This window comes from Gammaproteobacteria bacterium (assembly GCA_015709635.1).
Lineage (GTDB): Bacteria > Pseudomonadota > Gammaproteobacteria > Burkholderiales > Nitrosomonadaceae > Nitrosomonas.
Genome location: CP054180.1, coordinates 397,889 through 413,871, shown reverse-complemented (window position 1 = coordinate 413,871; position 15,983 = coordinate 397,889). Strand labels below are relative to the sequence as shown.

Sequence of the window (15,983 nt, the reverse complement as noted above, 5' to 3'; positions counted from 1 at the left end):
CAGCACGTCAATGCGGCATGGTGCAGGAAAAAACGTTGATGACAGCAACCCCTGCGACGATCAGCGTCAAACCGATCAGCGCGGGGGTGTCCAGCGCTTGCCCGAGAAACAGCCAGCCGCTCAGCGCAATCAATACGATACCCACACCGGACCAGATCGCGTATGCCACGCCGACCGGGATCGTTTTAAGCGTCAACGATAGCAAATAAAAAGCCAGCAAATAACCGATGACGACGATCAGCGACGGCCACAAACGGGTGAATCCCTCGGCCGATTTCAGAAACGACGTGGCGATCACTTCGCTGACGATTGCAATAGCAAGAAAAATCCATTGTTGCATGAGCATCACTCCCTGTATCTGGATAACCACACGCACCGGTTTCAACCGGACGCATGGAATAGCTCCGCTATGTTACCAAAACAAGATTGAGTATAAGCAAACCGCAGCATGAACGCTGCATGATGAAGATGAATGTAACGACTGAATGCGTTCAGTCCGATGGATTATAAAAAACCGGCGCTGCGTTTTATCGCAGCGCCGGTTCCTTTAAAGAGCGATCGATAATTATCTTGCGATCAGGCTGCCGTTACTTGCTTGCGGCGATAACCGGCAAAACCGAGCACACCGAGACCTGCCAGCAACATGGCATAAGTTTCAGGTTCCGGAACGGGAACGAGATTGGCGGCAACATCCGGTCCGACAATGCCCATCGTTCCTGAATAGACAAGAACCGAACTATCGGCGAAACGAACCGATGCCGTAATCACGGTACCCGCCAGTTCGGCAACGATTGCGCCGTAACCGCCGTTACTGGCGACGTCCGGATCCCAGGAAAATTGGAATACGTCCAGTGAATCGAAACCAGTGAAGTCAAAACCGAATACGGTTGAACCGACTGCACCGAATAATGACGATGTTCCATTGGCTGCCGGGTCGAAGATAAAAGTTCCGCCGCCCGAACCACCGAATACCAGCGACTCTCCCAGTATGCAACTTCCACCATCCGTGCAATGCGTTCCGGACAGATCGAACGTGAGTTTCTCGATTTGACCGCTGGTGCCGTCAAAAGCAGCGGTATTGATGCTGAAAGAACCCAACGGGCCGGGGTTCGTCACTGTGATCGATCCTGCCGGCGATGCGTAACTGACACCGCTCAACAGCATAGAAAACCCGAGCGCAGCGGCAACTTGCGTAGCGCTTTTCATGATTTTCATTATTTTTCTCCTTAAATTAAAAAATGACCGGATTGATACCTTGTACGTTATTCGTTCATTGCACACCGCTCGCGGCAGTAAATAATGCCGAATGGCATCAGCGAGTTATTCTCGTACAAAAAAATCCCTCTTTTGCAGCATGTAGGAATTTTCCTTCCAATTCTACCGGTTTTTTTATTATTGAATACTGATTTTTGTACTAATTATGAGTGCCATTCAGCACATCGGTGATTTGGTTGAAAGGCTTATTCCGGAAAAAGTTTTCGATATTGCCCGCCAGCTGATCCAGCAAACGCTGGCGGGATTCGCGGCTGGCCCAGGCGATGTGCGGTGTGACGATCAAGTTCGGCGGCAATTCGCGCAGGATCAAGTTATCCGCACCGGGCGGTTCGCCCTGGATCACATCGATGGCCGCACCGGCAATCCGCCCGTCGGATAAGCTCTGCAGCAAATCGGTTTCGTTGATCAATCCGCCGCGCGCGGTATTGATCAGATACGCCGACGGCTTCATCAGCTCAAATTCCCTGTGGCTGAGTAGATGCTGCGTTTCCGGTGACAACGGACAGTGCAGCGTAATGAAATCCGCCTGCCGCAGCACATCATCGAACGCAGTTCTGCCGGAGCGTGGCGGTTTGTTTTTATGTTCCGCGATCACTACCTGCATGCCGAACGTCTGCGCGACTTGCGCCACAGCCTGCCCGAGCTCACCGTACCCGATGATGCCAAGCTTTTTGCCGGACAGCTCGATGACCGGATAATCGAGCGGACAGAAAAACTGGCTCTCCTGCCAGCCGCCGCGCTTCACCAAAGCCTGATAGTCGGAAAAATGCCGCGCCTGATTCAGCATCAGCATGAACACATGCTGCACCACGGAAGGCGTGGCATAACCGCGTACGTTGCACACCGGCATGTTGTATTCCGCTGCCGCGACCAGGTCGACATTGTTGTAACCGGTCGCGGCGATGCAAATCAGTTTGAGTTGCTTCGCCGTGGCGATCGCCTCACGGCTGATAGTTACCTTGTTGCTGACGATCACTTCGGCGTCACGAATACGCTCCGCCACTTCCGCCTCGGTGCTGTCGTGATAAAACCGCCACGGCGCAACCGCCCGCTCCAGCGCGGCGCAGTCCATATCGCCGCGGGTGACGGAACCGAAATCCAGAAAAATAGCGCGCATACCTTGCTCCCGATAATGACGGAAAATCATACCACAGGCGATACTTGGTCATCCCTGCAAAACACTTAGAGCTTGCATGAACTGCAGGAATCATCAAATTTTAGACGGCATTGATCCCTGAGAATTTATACTATTCGCATCAAAACATTGAGAGAATCAAGAGGAACTGAAATGCCGACCGATGATTTTTTCCGAGCGCGTCTCGATCAGATAATTGATCTGCGTCATCCCCTGGCAGTGCTGTCGAATCGACTGCCGTGGGCTGATATTGAAGCAGCACTTGTCCCTGCTTTTGAGCGTAAAAACCGTCAGGGTGAAGTGTTGGAGATCAACGATCTTTTTGGCACAACATTGGCGATTGCCAGTGGGGGCGTGAGCACTGCGGGTCGCCCCCGCTTGCCGATCCGGTTGATGGCATCGTTGCTGTATCTGAAGCATGCTCAACCTCAGTGACGAAGAGCTGGTGGTTCGCTGGCCGGAGAATGTGGTGTGACAGTATTTCAGCGGCGAGGAATATTACACATCGAAGTTGCCGTGTGATGCCACCCAGATTGGCCGTTTCCGCACCGCCATTGGTGAAGCTGGTGTTGAGAAGCTGCTGAAGGCAACGATTGACACTGCGGTGCACACCAAGGCGGTCAAACCGGCTGAATTCAAACGAGTGATTGTTGACACGACAATTCAGGAAAAGGCAATTGCGCATCCGGTAGATAGCCGGTTACTGGAAATTGCTCGCGGCAAGATTGTGCAAGCAGCCAGACGGGCTGGCATCACCTTGAAGCAAACCTACGCCAAAGAAGGCAAGGCGCTGCGCCGAAGGGCAGGCGGCTATGCCCACGCCAGGCAATTGCGGCGTCTGCACAAAACCGTTAAACGCCAACGCACGATCCTTGGTATCGTGCTGCGGGAGATCCAGCGCAAACTGGCAACCGTGACGACGGTCTGTGCCGCATCGCTGCAGCAATTGACCACGCTATTGGAACGGGCAGGACGGATTCATAAGCAGCAACCCAAGGACAACAACAAACTCTATGCATTGCACGCACCGGAAGCCGAATGCATCGGCAAGGGCAAAGCACGCAAACCTTACGAGTTCGGAGTTAAAGCCGGCATTGCTGTTACGCACAAAAGCGGCCTGATAGTCGGTGCCAGAACCTTTCCTGGCAATCCCTACGATGGTCATATTCTCCACCAACAGCTCGAACAAACGCACAGGCTACTCGAAGATACCGGATCAATACCGAAGCAGGTTATTGCCGATCTCGGGTTCCGGGGAGTGGATGCTGACAATCCGGCAGTGGAAATCATCCATCGCGGCAAGTACAAGTCGCTGACGAAACCGCAGCGGCGCTGGCTCAAGCGCCGGCAGGCCGTGGAACCTGCAATCGGGCATCTGAAGTCGGATCACCGAATGAATCGCTGCTGGTTACCAGGTCAGTTGGGTGATGCACTGCACGCTGTGTTATGTGCGGCTGGCTACAATCTGCGCTGGCTGATGAGAGCTATACACCGTTTGGGCATCAAGAATTCTTTATTGCGACTTGCGCTGCTGCAACTGATCAACACCTTTTACACAAAACGTTCGTTTGTCGGCATGACTGTGTGAATTTTGCAGGGGCGACTACTTGGACGTTCCCATGGCGATCACGTAGAATCGGGCGCATTTGACTCGCTGCGAAGCACCGGAAACTACATGGCCCTAGCTTGGAATGAAATCAAAGACCGCACTGGCGTCTAGCTGCATGCAATACTCAGATTCAAGTTACTGCATGCCAGGGATCGGGCAGCACGCCCCAAGCAGGACATACCCTCCGCACCGGTCGATTGCGTAGTCCATGAGCACAAGAAAAATAAAGTAAATGGAAAAATACGGTGAACCCGTAATTCACCGTATTTTAGGGTGCTGAAGCTAGTAGGACGACTGCTTGGGTGCGGGTGCGGATGTGGCTTGCTTGAAATGGTTTACAGCATCTGCGGCAGCTTTCTTGGCTGCGTCAGTATTTCCACTCTTGCCTTCTTTGATCGCATCATCCAGGCACTTTATGCCTTCATCGATATGTGCAGGGTCGCTTTTAGAGGTTTTATCACTTTTTGCATCAATGGCATGCGTTTTCGCCTTCTCGGCATGCTCGGCGACTGCTTTGCCATCAGCCGCAGCGGCTGCAGCTTCAGCGTGCTTGATTGCGTGAACCAGATGGCTTTCCCCTGCCATTGCACTCAGTGAAAAAAGAATCATGATCATGATGCTGGTAAAAAACGTCATTGTTTTTACGCTCATTTTATAACTCCTTTCAAATTAATTGATCAATGGGAGATCTTTTGATTACCCCTCCCCTTTTCATATTAGAGTGATTGGCGTCATTAATGAATAAGCATTGTGCTTATTTTTCTTGTAGTTATTTGCCTACAAATATAAGGGTATATACGGGTGGTAACACGAGAGGAAGCATTAAGAACTCGAATTTTAACCAACTTCTCCGTCTGCAACATTCACAAACCGCCTTCCCCATTTTCACAAGCTTCACCATTTCAGAATCGGTATTTATTTCGCGATGGTAATACTCGGCACGCCGACGCGCGGGATGTCGGTCACGGTCATCTGGAACAGCAGGAATAGTAACTGAAAGGCATCGCGGTTCCAGCGCGCGTAGGGGCCTTTGGTATTAACCGCGTAGTAGCGGCCATCCCAGCGGATGGAAAAATCGACATCCGGCGGCGGTGTATTGGAAACGACAAATTCCATGGTCAGGTCGGGATTCTCGTTGGCCAAAATCGGCGGTGTGCGCGGATCTTTCTCGACGTGATAACCCACTTCATCGCCGAGCGCCTTGCCGAGAAAGCCGAGAATCGAGTGAAAGCTTCTCAGGCGGAAAATACCGCTGATCGGCCATTCCCCGCCGTAGTGCCCGGCACGGATATCAAACGCGATATCGCTGCTGTTGCCGTCTCCCACTCGCTGGCGCAGACTTTCACGCTCTTCATCGGACAATATATTAGGATCGTAGTTGGTGATCAGGATCGGCCCGGCCACATGTTTGCGCAGTGTATAGGTATTGTCCTGCGGGTTATAGTGCACGATAAATTCCTTTTGCAGCGCCTGAAAACCATCCGCTGTGATAGTGCTAGCCGGAATAACCCAGGTATTGATCAGCGCCAGAGGTTCGACGTACAACTGGTTGAAATCCTGGATCGCCGATAAATGCAGCACCACGCGGCGGAACACTTCATAGCCGGTTTTATCCGCCGGACTGTTGCGATAAACGCCGTTCGGTTGCTTTGCATCCAGCAGGCGCACTTCCTGCGCCATCATGCGCAACAGCAAATCGACATCGAAACGCTGACGCAGCAGCAAGGTCAATTTGTTTTGCGAAAATGGCGTCAGCAGCCGCTTGGTAAATTCCTCCCCTTCGATCGGCACGATGCTGATGGTCGGGCTTTCCGATACGCTGCCGCCGAAAACCGGCGATATCACGGCACCGGCCAATCCGCCCGGCGACGGCGTGGCACCGGCATTCGCTTGGAAATTAAATGTCGCGGCGATGTTGGATACGCCGGTGAAATGAACCGGCTGGCGATGGTGGGCGCGCACGATATTGATCAGCAGCTGCTGCGAAACCGCATCGGTGATGGCATCATCGTAGGCAAGCACGGCCCGGTTCAAAGCCATCGGCGACAGGCAGCCGCCCAGGATAATCAGCATGAACAGAAACGGCAAGAGTCGCAACAAACGGTTTTGCCGATTCAGACGCGCGTTCTTATAGTCCACCGATTATCTCACTATCCTGAAATATGCCTTTTCGATACAGTGCGCATAGATCCATGGTCAGTGCGACACTGCAGTGAATCATAACACCGAGCCAGATACTTTTGCTCTTTAAACTCAGAAATCCTAAAACGACACCCGCGATGATCGCGGCAATCGTTTCCGGCATCGGTTTGCCGAAATGGATCATGCAATACGGAATCACCATGACGAAAATGGCATAAAACCCGAAACGCTGCTTGGTGCCGTGCAGAATAAAACCGCGGAAGAAGAATTCCAATGCGAGAAATTGCAGGAAATACACGATTTCCCATACGACGAAATTGGGGAACAGGCTTTCATTCCTGGCCACCGTGTAAAACGGATAGCGATCGAGAAAGCTCTCGCTGCCGGAAAAATAAAATACCAGCGGCACCATGATCGCCAGCATGCCGAGATACAGCAGATAACCTTTACCGGCATTCTTCAGTTGCAATCCGTACTCGGTCAGGCTTTCCTTGAACACAAACAAAATGATACCTGCCGGGAAAACGAAGTAAAAAAAAATGATCACCGCTGCCCAGTAAATCAACTGATGCAATTGCGCACTGGCATGCTGTTGCAGGACATGGCTCATAGCCTGCGCCAAGCCGGTCAACTTTACATCGTACAGAATAGAAATGAGGAATTGAGCATCGCCCAGATAACGCGTACAAGTAAGGGAAAAAGCGACGACCAAGCAGACCAGTACAACCTTTACATCGATTTTTCTGACATTTTTCTGCAAAGACCGTAATGAATCGATCTCCGACTTCAGAAAAACAAATGAAAAAAGTCTTTTATTCATCATCTTTAATGCATTTTATTCAACCCGACTGGAAATCCTTAGATAGCCTCTTCCAGTTTGGTTTGCGGGAAAAATTATGTAAATGGTTTGTTAATTGTTTGTGAGCGCTTCCAGCTGAAAGCTTCACATTAATGAATATACAAATGAGAGGCTCTAACAACAGCAGACGGAATCAATAATATTCCGGCCGGGCATGGCTTTCGAAGCGCGTGTATTCGCCGAGGAAGGTCAGATCGACTTTGCCGATCGGACCGTTACGCTGCTTGCCGATAATGATTTCGGCGATACCTTTGTCCGGCGAATCCGGGTTGTACACTTCGTCGCGATAGATAAACAGAATCACATCGGCGTCTTGTTCGATTGCGCCGGATTCGCGCAAGTCGGACATCACCGGGCGTTTGTTGGGGCGTTGCTCCAGGCTGCGGTTAAGCTGCGATAGCGCGATCACCGGCACTTTCAGTTCTTTTGCCAGCCCTTTTAAAGCACGCGATATTTCCGAAATTTCCGTGGCGCGGTTTTCTCCCTGACCGGTGGATGACATCAACTGCAAATAATCGACTACGATCAAACCCAATTCGCCGTACTGGCGGTACAGCCGCCGAGAGCGCGCGCGCAGCTCCAAGGCATTCAATGCGGCGGTCTCATCGATGTAAAGCGGCGCTTCGTTCAGCTTTCCCAAGGCGTGCGTAAGTTTGGGCCAATCTTCGTCTTCCAGACGGCCGGTGCGCACCTTATGTTGATCAAGCTTGCCGACCGACCCCAACATCCGCATCGCCAGTTGCGCGCCGCCCATTTCCATACTGAACACTGCCACCGGTTTATTTAATTCCAGCGCGACATGTTCGGCAATATTCAACGAGAAAGCGGTTTTACCCATCGAGGGACGGCCCGCCACGATGATCAGATCGCCCGGCTGGAATCCGGAGGTTTTTTGGTCGAGATCGTGAAAACCGGAGGCGATACCGGTGACATTGCTGGGGTTATCCTGGCTGTAGAGCAGCTCGATCCGCTCCACCACCTGTTTCAGCAACGGCTGGATACCGATGAAACCTTCCTTGCCGCGCGCGCCTTCCTCGGCGATTTCAAATACCTTGGCTTCCGCTTCGTCGAGCAAATCCGCTGCAGTACGTCCAACCGGGTTGTACGCCGAATCCGTGATCTGCACGCCGATTTGCGCCAGATTGCGCATGATCGCGCGTTCCCGGACGATTTCAGCGTAGCGTTTGATATTCGCCGCCGATGGCGTGTTTTGCACAATCGTACCGATATACGCCAGGCCGCCGACGGTTTGCAGTTCCGCGGAGGTTTCCATGGATTCCGCCACGGTAATCACATCGGCCGGTTTGTTGTGTTCGATCAGCTTACAGATATGGTGATAAATCAAGCGGTGATCGTGCCGGTAGAAATCGCTGTCGGTAATGACATCGGCGACTTTTTCCCAGGCATTGTTATCCAGCATCAGTCCGCCCAGTACCGACTGCTCGCTTTCTATCGAGTGCGGCGGCGTTTTATAGGGATCGAGAAACTGCTCTTGATGAAGACTGACCGGTGATTGTGCCATAGGATTCGGAAACACCATTGAAGGAGTTCTGATTCTATCACTTGCTGACCGGCAAATGAAAAAGGACTATCGAAATAGTCCTTTTAAAAACGCAACAGCCTATGAATCAGATTGTTACACCGCGGCTTCACCCAATACCGATACGGTGATATTGGCGGTCACATCGCTATTCAGCGCAATGGTCAGCGGATAATCGCCAACTTGCTTTAATTGCCCGTGCGGCATACGGATCATAGCTCGCTCCACAGTAAAACCGAGCCCAGCCAGCGCTTCGGCGATATTGGCATTGGTCACCGATCCGAACAGTTTCCCGTCGCTGCCGGCTTTTTGCGTAATCTGCACCAGCAATCCGTCGAGTTTGGCAGCCACTGTCTGAGCCGCCGCCAAAGCAGCCGCTTGTTTTTTCTCCAATTCCGCGCGGCGGGATTGGAATTCTGCGATGGCCTGCTCGGTTGCACGCCTCGCCTTTCCTTGCGGAATCAGATAATTGCGTGCAAAACCGCTTTTGACATTCACGATATCGCCCAATTGTCCCAAGTTAGTCACTTTTTCCATCAAAATAATTTGCATTGCAGTTACTCCTTAGTGACGATCGGTATACGGCAATAGCGCCAGAAAACGCGCATGCTCAATCGCTGTGCTGAGCTGCCGCTGATAGAAAGAGGTCGTGCCGGTAATACGCGCCGGGATGATCTTGCCATTTTCACTGATGAAATCTTTCAAAATTCCAATATCTTTATAGTCCACGTGCTTGATGCCTTCCGCAGTGAAACGGCAAAACTTTTTGCGTTTGAATAACGGACGGTTGGCTTTCTTTTCTCTTTCTTTATCCTTGCTGTCTTTGCGTCTGGTAAAACGTGTCATTTTAAATTCCTATTAACTGATTAAATAAGTTCGATATGCTCGGCATGCAAAACCAATTGTGGATTCATATGACTCTTTCTGTTGAGAAACCCGGTCAGTTTAACTCTGCTGTCGATCTTGAACTTGGCGATCGTAAGAGCCAATTGTCCCAATGCAACCGCAAAAATATCCAATATTATTTGCCGCACCAAGCCCGCTTCCTTTTGCCGCGATACATGACTGACGGTAAATTCAATCACGGCGACACCGGCCGGTGTGTAGCGCAAAACGCCCAGCTTGACAATTTTTCCGCAAATAATGGTGCGATTACATTCCAATTGCAATTTTTCTACGCAGAAGCGCTGGACTCTTCAGCAGCATCATCCGATTCCAGTTCATCGGCAGCTGCGTCCGCAGTGCCCCCTCCCGCAGCACTCGCTCTTTCCCTTTCCTCTTGGCGCATCATTGCCGAGGGTTCCGTGATAGGGCCGCCGACCTTAATGGTTAGATGGCGTAGCACAGCATCACTGAATTTGAACGCATGATTCAGATCATCCAACGCTTCTTGATTGCACTCGATATTCATCAACGCATAATGCGCTTTATGAACTTTCTGAATCGGATACGCGAGCTGGCGGCGCCCCCAGTCTTCCACGCGATGGATCTTGCCATCTTTTGCGGTGACAATGCCGCGGTAACGCTCGATCATTGCAGGTACTTGTTCACTTTGATCAGGGTGAACAATAAAAACGATTTCGTAATGTCGCATAATTTCCTTTTGGGTAAAGTCTCCCATCATTTCCATGTTTCCATGTTTCCATGTTTCCATGTGGTGAGACAAGGTTGAAAAGCCGGTAATTTTAATGAATTATTAAGGCAATAGCAATTACCTTTCAGATAATTGCGATTCTGTTATTCGCCTCGCGGCCGAGCTGGTAAAATTCACCAGCTGCGCGCAGACATTCATCATTTGCTATAATCTCTCCCGCAATAATTAAACGATAGTAAATACAAACAAAGAGTTAAAACTATGTTGCTGATGATCGACAACTACGATTCCTTCACTTACAACTTGGTGCAATATTTCTCCGAGTTGGGCGAAAGAGTCGTTGTATACCGTAACGATGAAATCACCCTGGATAAAATCGCCCAATTGAATCCCGAGCGAATCGTGATTTCTCCCGGACCCTGCACTCCCAACGAAGCGGGCGTATCGCTGCCGGTTATCAAGCAATTCAGTGAGAATATTCCGGTTCTGGGCGTGTGTCTGGGGCATCAAAGCATTGGGCAAGCATTCGGCGGACGGGTTATTCATGCCAAACAATTGATGCACGGTAAAACATCGCCCATTTTTCATCACAACACCGGCGTTTTCCGCGGCCTGCCCAGTCCGTTCACCGCTACCCGTTATCATTCCCTTGTCGTTGAACGTTCCACGCTGCCGGATTGCCTTGAAATTACCGCATGGACTGAAGACGGCGAAATCATGGGCATCCGCCATAGGACACTGGCAATCGAAGGCATTCAATTTCATCCCGAATCCATTCTGAGCGAGCATGGGCATCAAATGCTCGAGAACTTTCTTTCCCGGCAATAAGCCGGACAAACAAGGGCAATCATGACGCCACAAGAAGCGCTTCATCGCATTACTGCGCATCAGGAAATAATGCATGAGGACATGGTTTCCGTGATGCGTCAGATGATGCAAGGCGATATTTCCCCTGTGCTCATCGCCGCGCTCATTATCGGTCTGCGGGTAAAAAAGGAAACTATCGGAGAAATCGCGGCCGCTGCACAGGTGATGCGCGAATTTGCCGCCCAAGTCGATGTATCCGATAACACTTATCTGGTGGATACTTGCGGCACGGGTGGCGATTCCTTGCACACCTTCAATATCTCAACGGCATCGGCGTTTGTCGCCGCAGCAGCCGGTGCGCGTGTCGCCAAACATGGTGGACGGTCGGTTTCCAGCAAATCGGGCAGCGCGGATGTACTGGAAGCACTGGGCGTTAATCTCAACCAAACACCGCAGCAGGTTGCGCAAAGCATTAATGAAATCGGCGCCGGCTTCATGTTCGCCCCCAATTACCACGCCGCCATGAAACACGCCGCACCGGTGCGGCGCGAACTCGGCATCAAGACCTTATTCAATATTCTCGGTCCGCTGACCAATCCCGCCAGCGCCAAAAGGCAAGTTTTAGGTGTGTTTAATACCGATCTGGTGACAACCCTGGCGCATGTATTGCAGCGCTTGGGCAGTGAGCATGTTTTGATCGTGCACGGCGAAGATGGATTGGATGAAATTACCATCAGCGGAAAAACCAATATCGGCGAATTGAAAAACGGCCAAGTCAACATTTATACCATCAGGCCGGAAGATTTCGGTTTAAAAACATCCTCAATCGATGCCATTCAAGTTGCTGACAGCGCGCATGCCAAAACAATGCTGCTATCGGTATTGGAAAATGCCGCCGGGCCGGCCCGCGATATCGTACTGATGAATGCCGGCGCAGCGATTTATACCGCCGGAATCGCTGACACCTTCGAGCTGGGAGTCAAAGCCGCGCTGCGCGCCATCGAAAGCGGTGCTGCGTTGAAGAAGCTCCATGACCTGGTTGAGTTCACCCACAGAAATTCAATTTAGTATCGCAATGTCCGACATTTTAAAAAAAATCCTTACCGTCAAAAAACAAGAAGTCAGTGCCGCCAAAGCATTGAAACCTTATGATCAATTGCTTAGGGAAGCGCAATCCACACCTCCCGCGCGTGATTTCGCGGCCGCGATCACGGCAAAAATAAACGCAGGGCAATCGGCAGTCATCGCCGAAATCAAACAAGCCAGCCCCAGCAAGGGAGTGCTGCGCGGACGCTCGGGCAGTGACAACGGCAGTGCATTTGAATTTCTACCGGCAGAAATAGCCGGAACCTACGCGCAGCATGGAGCAGCCTGCCTGTCGGTATTGACGGACAGACAGTTTTTCATGGGCAGCCCGGACTATCTGCAAGCAGCGCGCGCCGCATGCGCACTGCCGGTCTTACGTAAGGATTTTATTCTGGATGAATATCAAATCGCCGAAGCACGCGCCATGAGCGCCGACTGCATTTTATTGATCGTCAGCGCATTCGTCATGGAATCCAATGATCCATCGAGCACGGCAATCGTTGATCCTCTGCAGCACATGCGCATGCTGGAGCAATTATCCCATGCGCTAGGAATGGCTGTTCTGGTCGAAGTGCACGACGCAGCCGAACTGGAAATGGCACTGCAACTCGATACGCCGCTGGTCGGTATCAATAACCGCAATCTACGGACTTTTGAGACATCGCTTAATACGACATTAGAATTGTTAAAGCAAATTCCGCCCGGCAAAATTGTTGTCACGGAAAGCGGCATTCATTCTCCTGCTGATGTTGCGCTCATGCGCGCTCATCATGTTAACGCCTTCCTTGTCGGCGAAGCCTTCATGCGGGCGGAAGATCCGGGTATCGAACTAGCGCGATTATTTTCCTGAATCGTTTTTGTCCTCGATGCAAAACTTCCATCAATAACGTGCTGCCGCAATTGCTATAAAAGCAGGGTAGTCCTTTGTTTCCTCAAGATTTATAGATAAATGTCGTAGAAAACTCCTGACGAATCAAATTCAGGAGTTCAAAATGCTACAACAAAATCAAAGAAAATTATCTGATTGGGTTAATTTTCTTACCACAGCAGAAATTCCTGTTCTCAAGCAGACTGCACGCAATCTGGCGCTTCTCCAGCAGGATGAACAACACCTCACTGCACGCAGCCTTGCTCAAGTCGTGAAAAATGATCCGCTCATGACGGTGAAGCTGTTGCGCTACATGCAGCAACACAAGCATCGGACTCAAGCACACGATGTGATGGAAGTCGAACAAATCACATTGATGCTCGGCCTTGACAATACGCTGAAGAAAATACCCGCCAAACCTTTGGTCGAAGAGGTTCTGGGGCGCGGCAATATGAGCGCGCTGGTCTATCTGCTAAAAACCACGCACCGCGCAAATCTCGCTTCCACTTACGCTTTTGACTGGGCAGTCCGTTTGCACGATTTGCATTTCGCGGAAATCCGGCTGGCTGCGTTATTGCACGATATCGCCGAAATGCTTATGTGGTGCTTCTCACCTGCCGAGATGTTAAAAATTAACCAATTGCAAAAACAGGACAAAACACTTCGTAGCACCATCGCGCAAGAAAAAGTGCTCGGTTTCTCCTTATATCAACTGCAACTGGAGCTCGCGACCAAATGGAGATTGCCGGAATTATTAATCATGCTCATGGATGATAACAACTCAAATTTGCAAAGGGTACGCAATGTCATACTGGCTGTAAATTTAGCGCGGCATTCCGCAAACGGCTGGGATAATGCGGCATTACCGGACGATTATGAAAATATAGCCAAACTTCTGCATATGCAGGCCTGCGATATCATGACCATCGTCGGCGCCAATAAGCAACCCGAAGCTGCTCAAAACCCGGCGCTTTCTTTACATGCTTGTTGAGATGCTGAAATCACTCATCAGCCCCCATTATTCCTCCCCCACCGCCCGCGGCCGCCGGTTGCTGTCAATCGCTACATAAGTCAGCACCGCTTCGGTCACTTTGATACAGACTTCCTTGCAACCTTCGCGCGCACCGCGCTGCGCGTAGACCGAGACATTGACGGTGATCGAGGTGCGCCCTGTTTTGACGATGTTGGCGTAAAAACTGACGAGGTCGCCGACGAATACCGGTTGTTTGAATACAAAGGAATTCACCGCCACGGTCACGACTCGGCCGCGGGCACGGCGGATGGCGGGAATGCTGCCTGCCATGTCGACTTGCGACATGATCCAGCCGCCGAAAATATCGCCGGCATAATTGGTATTTGCCGGCATCGGCACGGTGCGTAAGACCGGTTGTCCTTCCGGTAATGCAACATGCAATGAAGGATCGTAAGGAATATCGGGCATAATTGTTTTCGCTCGTATGAGTTTTATCGGGAGTGTGCGCATACATTCACGCACCCGGCAAAGATATAATAACGTTTTTGATTAAAACCCGACCTTCTTTTTCTCAGACAGCTTTCGAAGAACCGAAATAAACCGGTATGCAATCCTTGTTCGACACCGCCAAACGCTGTCTTGCGGCTTGTGAAGTTGAAGAAAAACTGCGCTTGACCGGACAAACCGCACAAGCCTGGAAAAATGGATTATTAGCATTGGAATCCGAAGACCAGCCTAAACCGATTGCAGAACCCGGTCGCCCTGCCAAACCGGTGTTGGTGGCGCCCGGCGATGTGCCGAAACGCCGCTTGGACACGAAAGACGGATTAGCCGCTTTGATTCATGCGGTGACACATATCGAATTCAACGCCATCAATCTGGCATGGGATGCGGTGTATCGTTTTCGTAACCTGCCACGGCAATTCTATGAGGACTGGATCAGAGTCGCCGCTGAGGAAGCACATCACTTTCAATTGCTGCGTCAACGGTTGAACGGGCTCGGCAGCGATTACGGCGACTTCCCGGCGCACAACGGTTTGTGGGATATGGCGGTGCGCACGGCGTTTGATCCGTTGGTACGCATGGCATTGGTGCCGCGCGTGTTGGAAGCCAGAGGACTGGACGTGACGCCCGGCATGATCCGGCGATTGCGCCAAGCGGGCGATGAGGAGACGGTGGCAGCGCTGGAAATCATCTGGCGCGACGAGATCGGGCATGTCGCCATCGGCTCGCATTGGTTCCGGTATTTATGCCAGCAACGCGGACTCGATGCCACGCAGACATTCCGCGAACTGATCGGACAACACTTTCCCGGACAGATTTGCGGTCCTTTCCATTACGAAGCGAGACAACAAGCAGGTTTTTCCGCGACAGAACTCAAAGCATTGGAACAAATGGGAATCAGCAAAGCGCATGGCGGAAACACAGCACCGTGAATGACGGTAACCAACCGCCAAGAAAATCAAAAATTACATTCGCCGTTCAAAGCGATAAAACGCCAGCATGCCGCGCAGATTCGGCAAAAAATTTACCGGACGATAATGATTGCTCATCACCTTGCGCTCCAGAATGCGCGCGTTGCATTGCTGGCACAGTTCTTCAAAATCATTCAGGGTGCAAAGATGAATATTCGGCGTATCGTACCAGCGGTACGGCAGTGTTTCCGACACCGGCATATGACCGGAAATGACTTGCATGCGGTTTTTCCAGTTACCGAAATTGGGAAATGAGACGATACCTTCCTTACCGACGCGCAGCATTTCCTCAATGATGCCCTCGGTGTGCCGCATGGCCTGCAGCGTTTGCGACAAAATCACATAATCGAACGAGTCCGATTCGAAACCGGATAATCCGGCCTCCAGATCATTCTGAATGACGTTGATGCCGTTGCGGAAACAACTGAGCAGATTGGCGTCGTCGATTTCCACGCCGTACCCGAACACATTGCGCGTGTCGCGCAAATAGCGCAGTAATGAACCGTCGCCGCAGCCCAAATCGAGTATTTTCGCACCGGGCTTGATCCACTCGGCGATAGCGGCGAAATCCGGGCGTAATGCAAGGGTGGAAGGTGTCGAGTTATCCATCATATTTCTAC

The 15,983-nt window shown here is 51.3% G+C and carries 18 protein-coding genes and 1 pseudogene; 6 read left to right on the top strand and 13 right to left on the bottom strand.

What is annotated here, in order from left to right; translation table 11 throughout:
* Positions 1-7 precede the first annotated feature (7 nt).
* From HRU78_01920 to HRU78_01910, 3 genes are all read right to left on the bottom strand, one after another.
* Entirely contained in the window at positions 8-340 is a 333-nt protein-coding gene (locus HRU78_01920) for a QacE family quaternary ammonium compound efflux SMR transporter (GenBank protein QOJ22550.1), read from the bottom strand.
* Between the two features lie 236 nt (positions 341-576).
* Entirely contained in the window at positions 577-1,206 is a 630-nt protein-coding gene (locus tag HRU78_01915) for a PEP-CTERM sorting domain-containing protein (protein QOJ24872.1), read from the bottom strand.
* A 208-nt stretch (positions 1,207-1,414) separates the two neighbouring features.
* On the bottom strand, positions 1,415-2,392 hold the full coding sequence (locus tag HRU78_01910) for a 2-hydroxyacid dehydrogenase (protein ID QOJ22549.1): 978 nt from the start codon (positions 2,390-2,392) through the stop codon (positions 1,415-1,417).
* A gap of 171 nt (positions 2,393-2,563) precedes the next feature.
* On the opposite strand from HRU78_01910, the pseudogene HRU78_01905 reads away from it, so the two are divergent.
* Positions 2,564-3,998: pseudogene (locus tag HRU78_01905) on the top strand (IS5 family transposase).
* Positions 3,999-4,301: 303 nt separating this feature from the next.
* On the opposite strand, the gene HRU78_01900 reads toward HRU78_01905, so the two are convergent.
* From HRU78_01900 to rpsF, 8 genes are all read right to left on the bottom strand, one after another.
* Entirely contained in the window at positions 4,302-4,670 is a 369-nt protein-coding gene (locus HRU78_01900; protein QOJ22548.1) for a hypothetical protein, read from the bottom strand.
* Positions 4,671-4,934: 264 nt separating this feature from the next.
* Complete coding sequence (locus tag HRU78_01895) at positions 4,935-6,092, bottom strand: hypothetical protein (GenBank protein ID QOJ24871.1); 1,158 nt, start codon at positions 6,090-6,092, stop codon at positions 4,935-4,937.
* A 55-nt stretch (positions 6,093-6,147) separates the two neighbouring features.
* Positions 6,148-6,984 (bottom strand): CPBP family intramembrane metalloprotease, encoded by an 837-nt coding sequence (locus HRU78_01890; protein ID QOJ22547.1) that lies wholly within the window; start codon positions 6,982-6,984, stop codon positions 6,148-6,150.
* Between the two features lie 169 nt (positions 6,985-7,153).
* On the bottom strand, positions 7,154-8,542 hold the full coding sequence (gene dnaB, locus HRU78_01885; protein ID QOJ22546.1) for a replicative DNA helicase: 1,389 nt from the start codon (positions 8,540-8,542) through the stop codon (positions 7,154-7,156).
* A 114-nt stretch (positions 8,543-8,656) separates the two neighbouring features.
* Positions 8,657-9,112, bottom strand: a complete 456-nt coding sequence (locus tag HRU78_01880) for a 50S ribosomal protein L9 (protein QOJ22545.1) — start codon at positions 9,110-9,112, stop codon at positions 8,657-8,659.
* 12 nt (positions 9,113-9,124) lie between these two features.
* A complete protein-coding gene (locus HRU78_01875) occupies positions 9,125-9,406 on the bottom strand; it encodes a 30S ribosomal protein S18 (protein ID QOJ22544.1) in 282 nt (93 codons plus the stop codon).
* Positions 9,407-9,426: 20 nt separating this feature from the next.
* Positions 9,427-9,723: a primosomal replication protein N gene (priB, locus tag HRU78_01870; protein ID QOJ24870.1), complete on the bottom strand. Its 297-nt coding sequence runs from the start codon at positions 9,721-9,723 to the stop codon at positions 9,427-9,429.
* A gap of 11 nt (positions 9,724-9,734) precedes the next feature.
* Entirely contained in the window at positions 9,735-10,154 is a 420-nt protein-coding gene (rpsF, locus tag HRU78_01865) for a 30S ribosomal protein S6 (protein QOJ24869.1), read from the bottom strand.
* A gap of 261 nt (positions 10,155-10,415) precedes the next feature.
* Here rpsF and HRU78_01860 point away from each other — a divergent pair, with 261 nt between their 5' ends.
* The 4 genes from HRU78_01860 to HRU78_01845 all read left to right on the top strand — a co-directional run bounded on the left by HRU78_01860 (position 10,416) and on the right by HRU78_01845 (position 13,906).
* A complete protein-coding gene (locus HRU78_01860) occupies positions 10,416-10,982 on the top strand; it encodes an aminodeoxychorismate/anthranilate synthase component II (GenBank protein ID QOJ22543.1) in 567 nt (188 codons plus the stop codon).
* Positions 10,983-11,003: 21 nt separating this feature from the next.
* Positions 11,004-12,029, top strand: coding sequence for an anthranilate phosphoribosyltransferase (trpD, locus tag HRU78_01855; GenBank protein QOJ22542.1), 1,026 nt, complete (start codon positions 11,004-11,006; stop codon positions 12,027-12,029).
* A 7-nt stretch (positions 12,030-12,036) separates the two neighbouring features.
* On the top strand, positions 12,037-12,897 hold the full coding sequence (gene trpC / locus HRU78_01850) for an indole-3-glycerol phosphate synthase TrpC (protein QOJ22541.1): 861 nt from the start codon (positions 12,037-12,039) through the stop codon (positions 12,895-12,897).
* Positions 12,898-13,039: 142 nt separating this feature from the next.
* A complete protein-coding gene (locus tag HRU78_01845) occupies positions 13,040-13,906 on the top strand; it encodes an HDOD domain-containing protein (GenBank protein ID QOJ22540.1) in 867 nt (288 codons plus the stop codon).
* 27 nt (positions 13,907-13,933) lie between these two features.
* On the opposite strand, the gene HRU78_01840 is transcribed toward HRU78_01845, so the two are convergent.
* On the bottom strand, positions 13,934-14,356 hold the full coding sequence (locus HRU78_01840) for an acyl-CoA thioesterase (protein ID QOJ22539.1): 423 nt from the start codon (positions 14,354-14,356) through the stop codon (positions 13,934-13,936).
* 137 nt (positions 14,357-14,493) lie between these two features.
* Between HRU78_01840 and HRU78_01835 the strand changes: the two genes are divergently transcribed.
* Complete coding sequence (locus HRU78_01835; protein QOJ22538.1) at positions 14,494-15,324, top strand: ferritin-like domain-containing protein; 831 nt, start codon at positions 14,494-14,496, stop codon at positions 15,322-15,324.
* Between the two features lie 33 nt (positions 15,325-15,357).
* Here HRU78_01835 and metW read toward each other — a convergent pair whose 3' ends face one another.
* Entirely contained in the window at positions 15,358-15,975 is a 618-nt protein-coding gene (gene metW, locus HRU78_01830) for a methionine biosynthesis protein MetW (protein QOJ22537.1), read from the bottom strand.
* Positions 15,976-15,983: the final 8 nt, after the last annotated feature.

Coding starts and splice junctions, on each gene's coding strand:
- HRU78_01920 (QOJ22550.1), bottom strand. CDS start 340: ATGCAACAATGGATTTTTCTTGCTATTGCAATCGTCAGCGAAGTGATC.
- HRU78_01915 (QOJ24872.1), bottom strand. CDS start 1,206: ATGAAAAGCGCTACGCAAGTTGCCGCTGCGCTCGGGTTTTCTATGCTG.
- HRU78_01910 (QOJ22549.1), bottom strand. CDS start 2,392: ATGCGCGCTATTTTTCTGGATTTCGGTTCCGTCACCCGCGGCGATATG.
- HRU78_01900 (QOJ22548.1), bottom strand. CDS start 4,670: ATGAGCGTAAAAACAATGACGTTTTTTACCAGCATCATGATCATGATT.
- HRU78_01895 (QOJ24871.1), bottom strand. CDS start 6,092: ATGCTGATTATCCTGGGCGGCTGCCTGTCGCCGATGGCTTTGAACCGG.
- HRU78_01890 (QOJ22547.1), bottom strand. CDS start 6,984: ATGATGAATAAAAGACTTTTTTCATTTGTTTTTCTGAAGTCGGAGATC.
- dnaB (QOJ22546.1), bottom strand. CDS start 8,542: ATGGCACAATCACCGGTCAGTCTTCATCAAGAGCAGTTTCTCGATCCC.
- HRU78_01880 (QOJ22545.1), bottom strand. CDS start 9,112: ATGCAAATTATTTTGATGGAAAAAGTGACTAACTTGGGACAATTGGGC.
- HRU78_01875 (QOJ22544.1), bottom strand. CDS start 9,406: ATGACACGTTTTACCAGACGCAAAGACAGCAAGGATAAAGAAAGAGAA.
- rpsF (QOJ24869.1), bottom strand. CDS start 10,154: ATGCGACATTACGAAATCGTTTTTATTGTTCACCCTGATCAAAGTGAA.
- HRU78_01860 (QOJ22543.1), top strand. CDS start 10,416: ATGTTGCTGATGATCGACAACTACGATTCCTTCACTTACAACTTGGTG.
- trpD (QOJ22542.1), top strand. CDS start 11,004: ATGACGCCACAAGAAGCGCTTCATCGCATTACTGCGCATCAGGAAATA.
- trpC (QOJ22541.1), top strand. CDS start 12,037: ATGTCCGACATTTTAAAAAAAATCCTTACCGTCAAAAAACAAGAAGTC.
- HRU78_01845 (QOJ22540.1), top strand. CDS start 13,040: ATGCTACAACAAAATCAAAGAAAATTATCTGATTGGGTTAATTTTCTT.
- HRU78_01840 (QOJ22539.1), bottom strand. CDS start 14,356: ATGCCCGATATTCCTTACGATCCTTCATTGCATGTTGCATTACCGGAA.
- HRU78_01835 (QOJ22538.1), top strand. CDS start 14,494: ATGCAATCCTTGTTCGACACCGCCAAACGCTGTCTTGCGGCTTGTGAA.
- metW (QOJ22537.1), bottom strand. CDS start 15,975: ATGATGGATAACTCGACACCTTCCACCCTTGCATTACGCCCGGATTTC.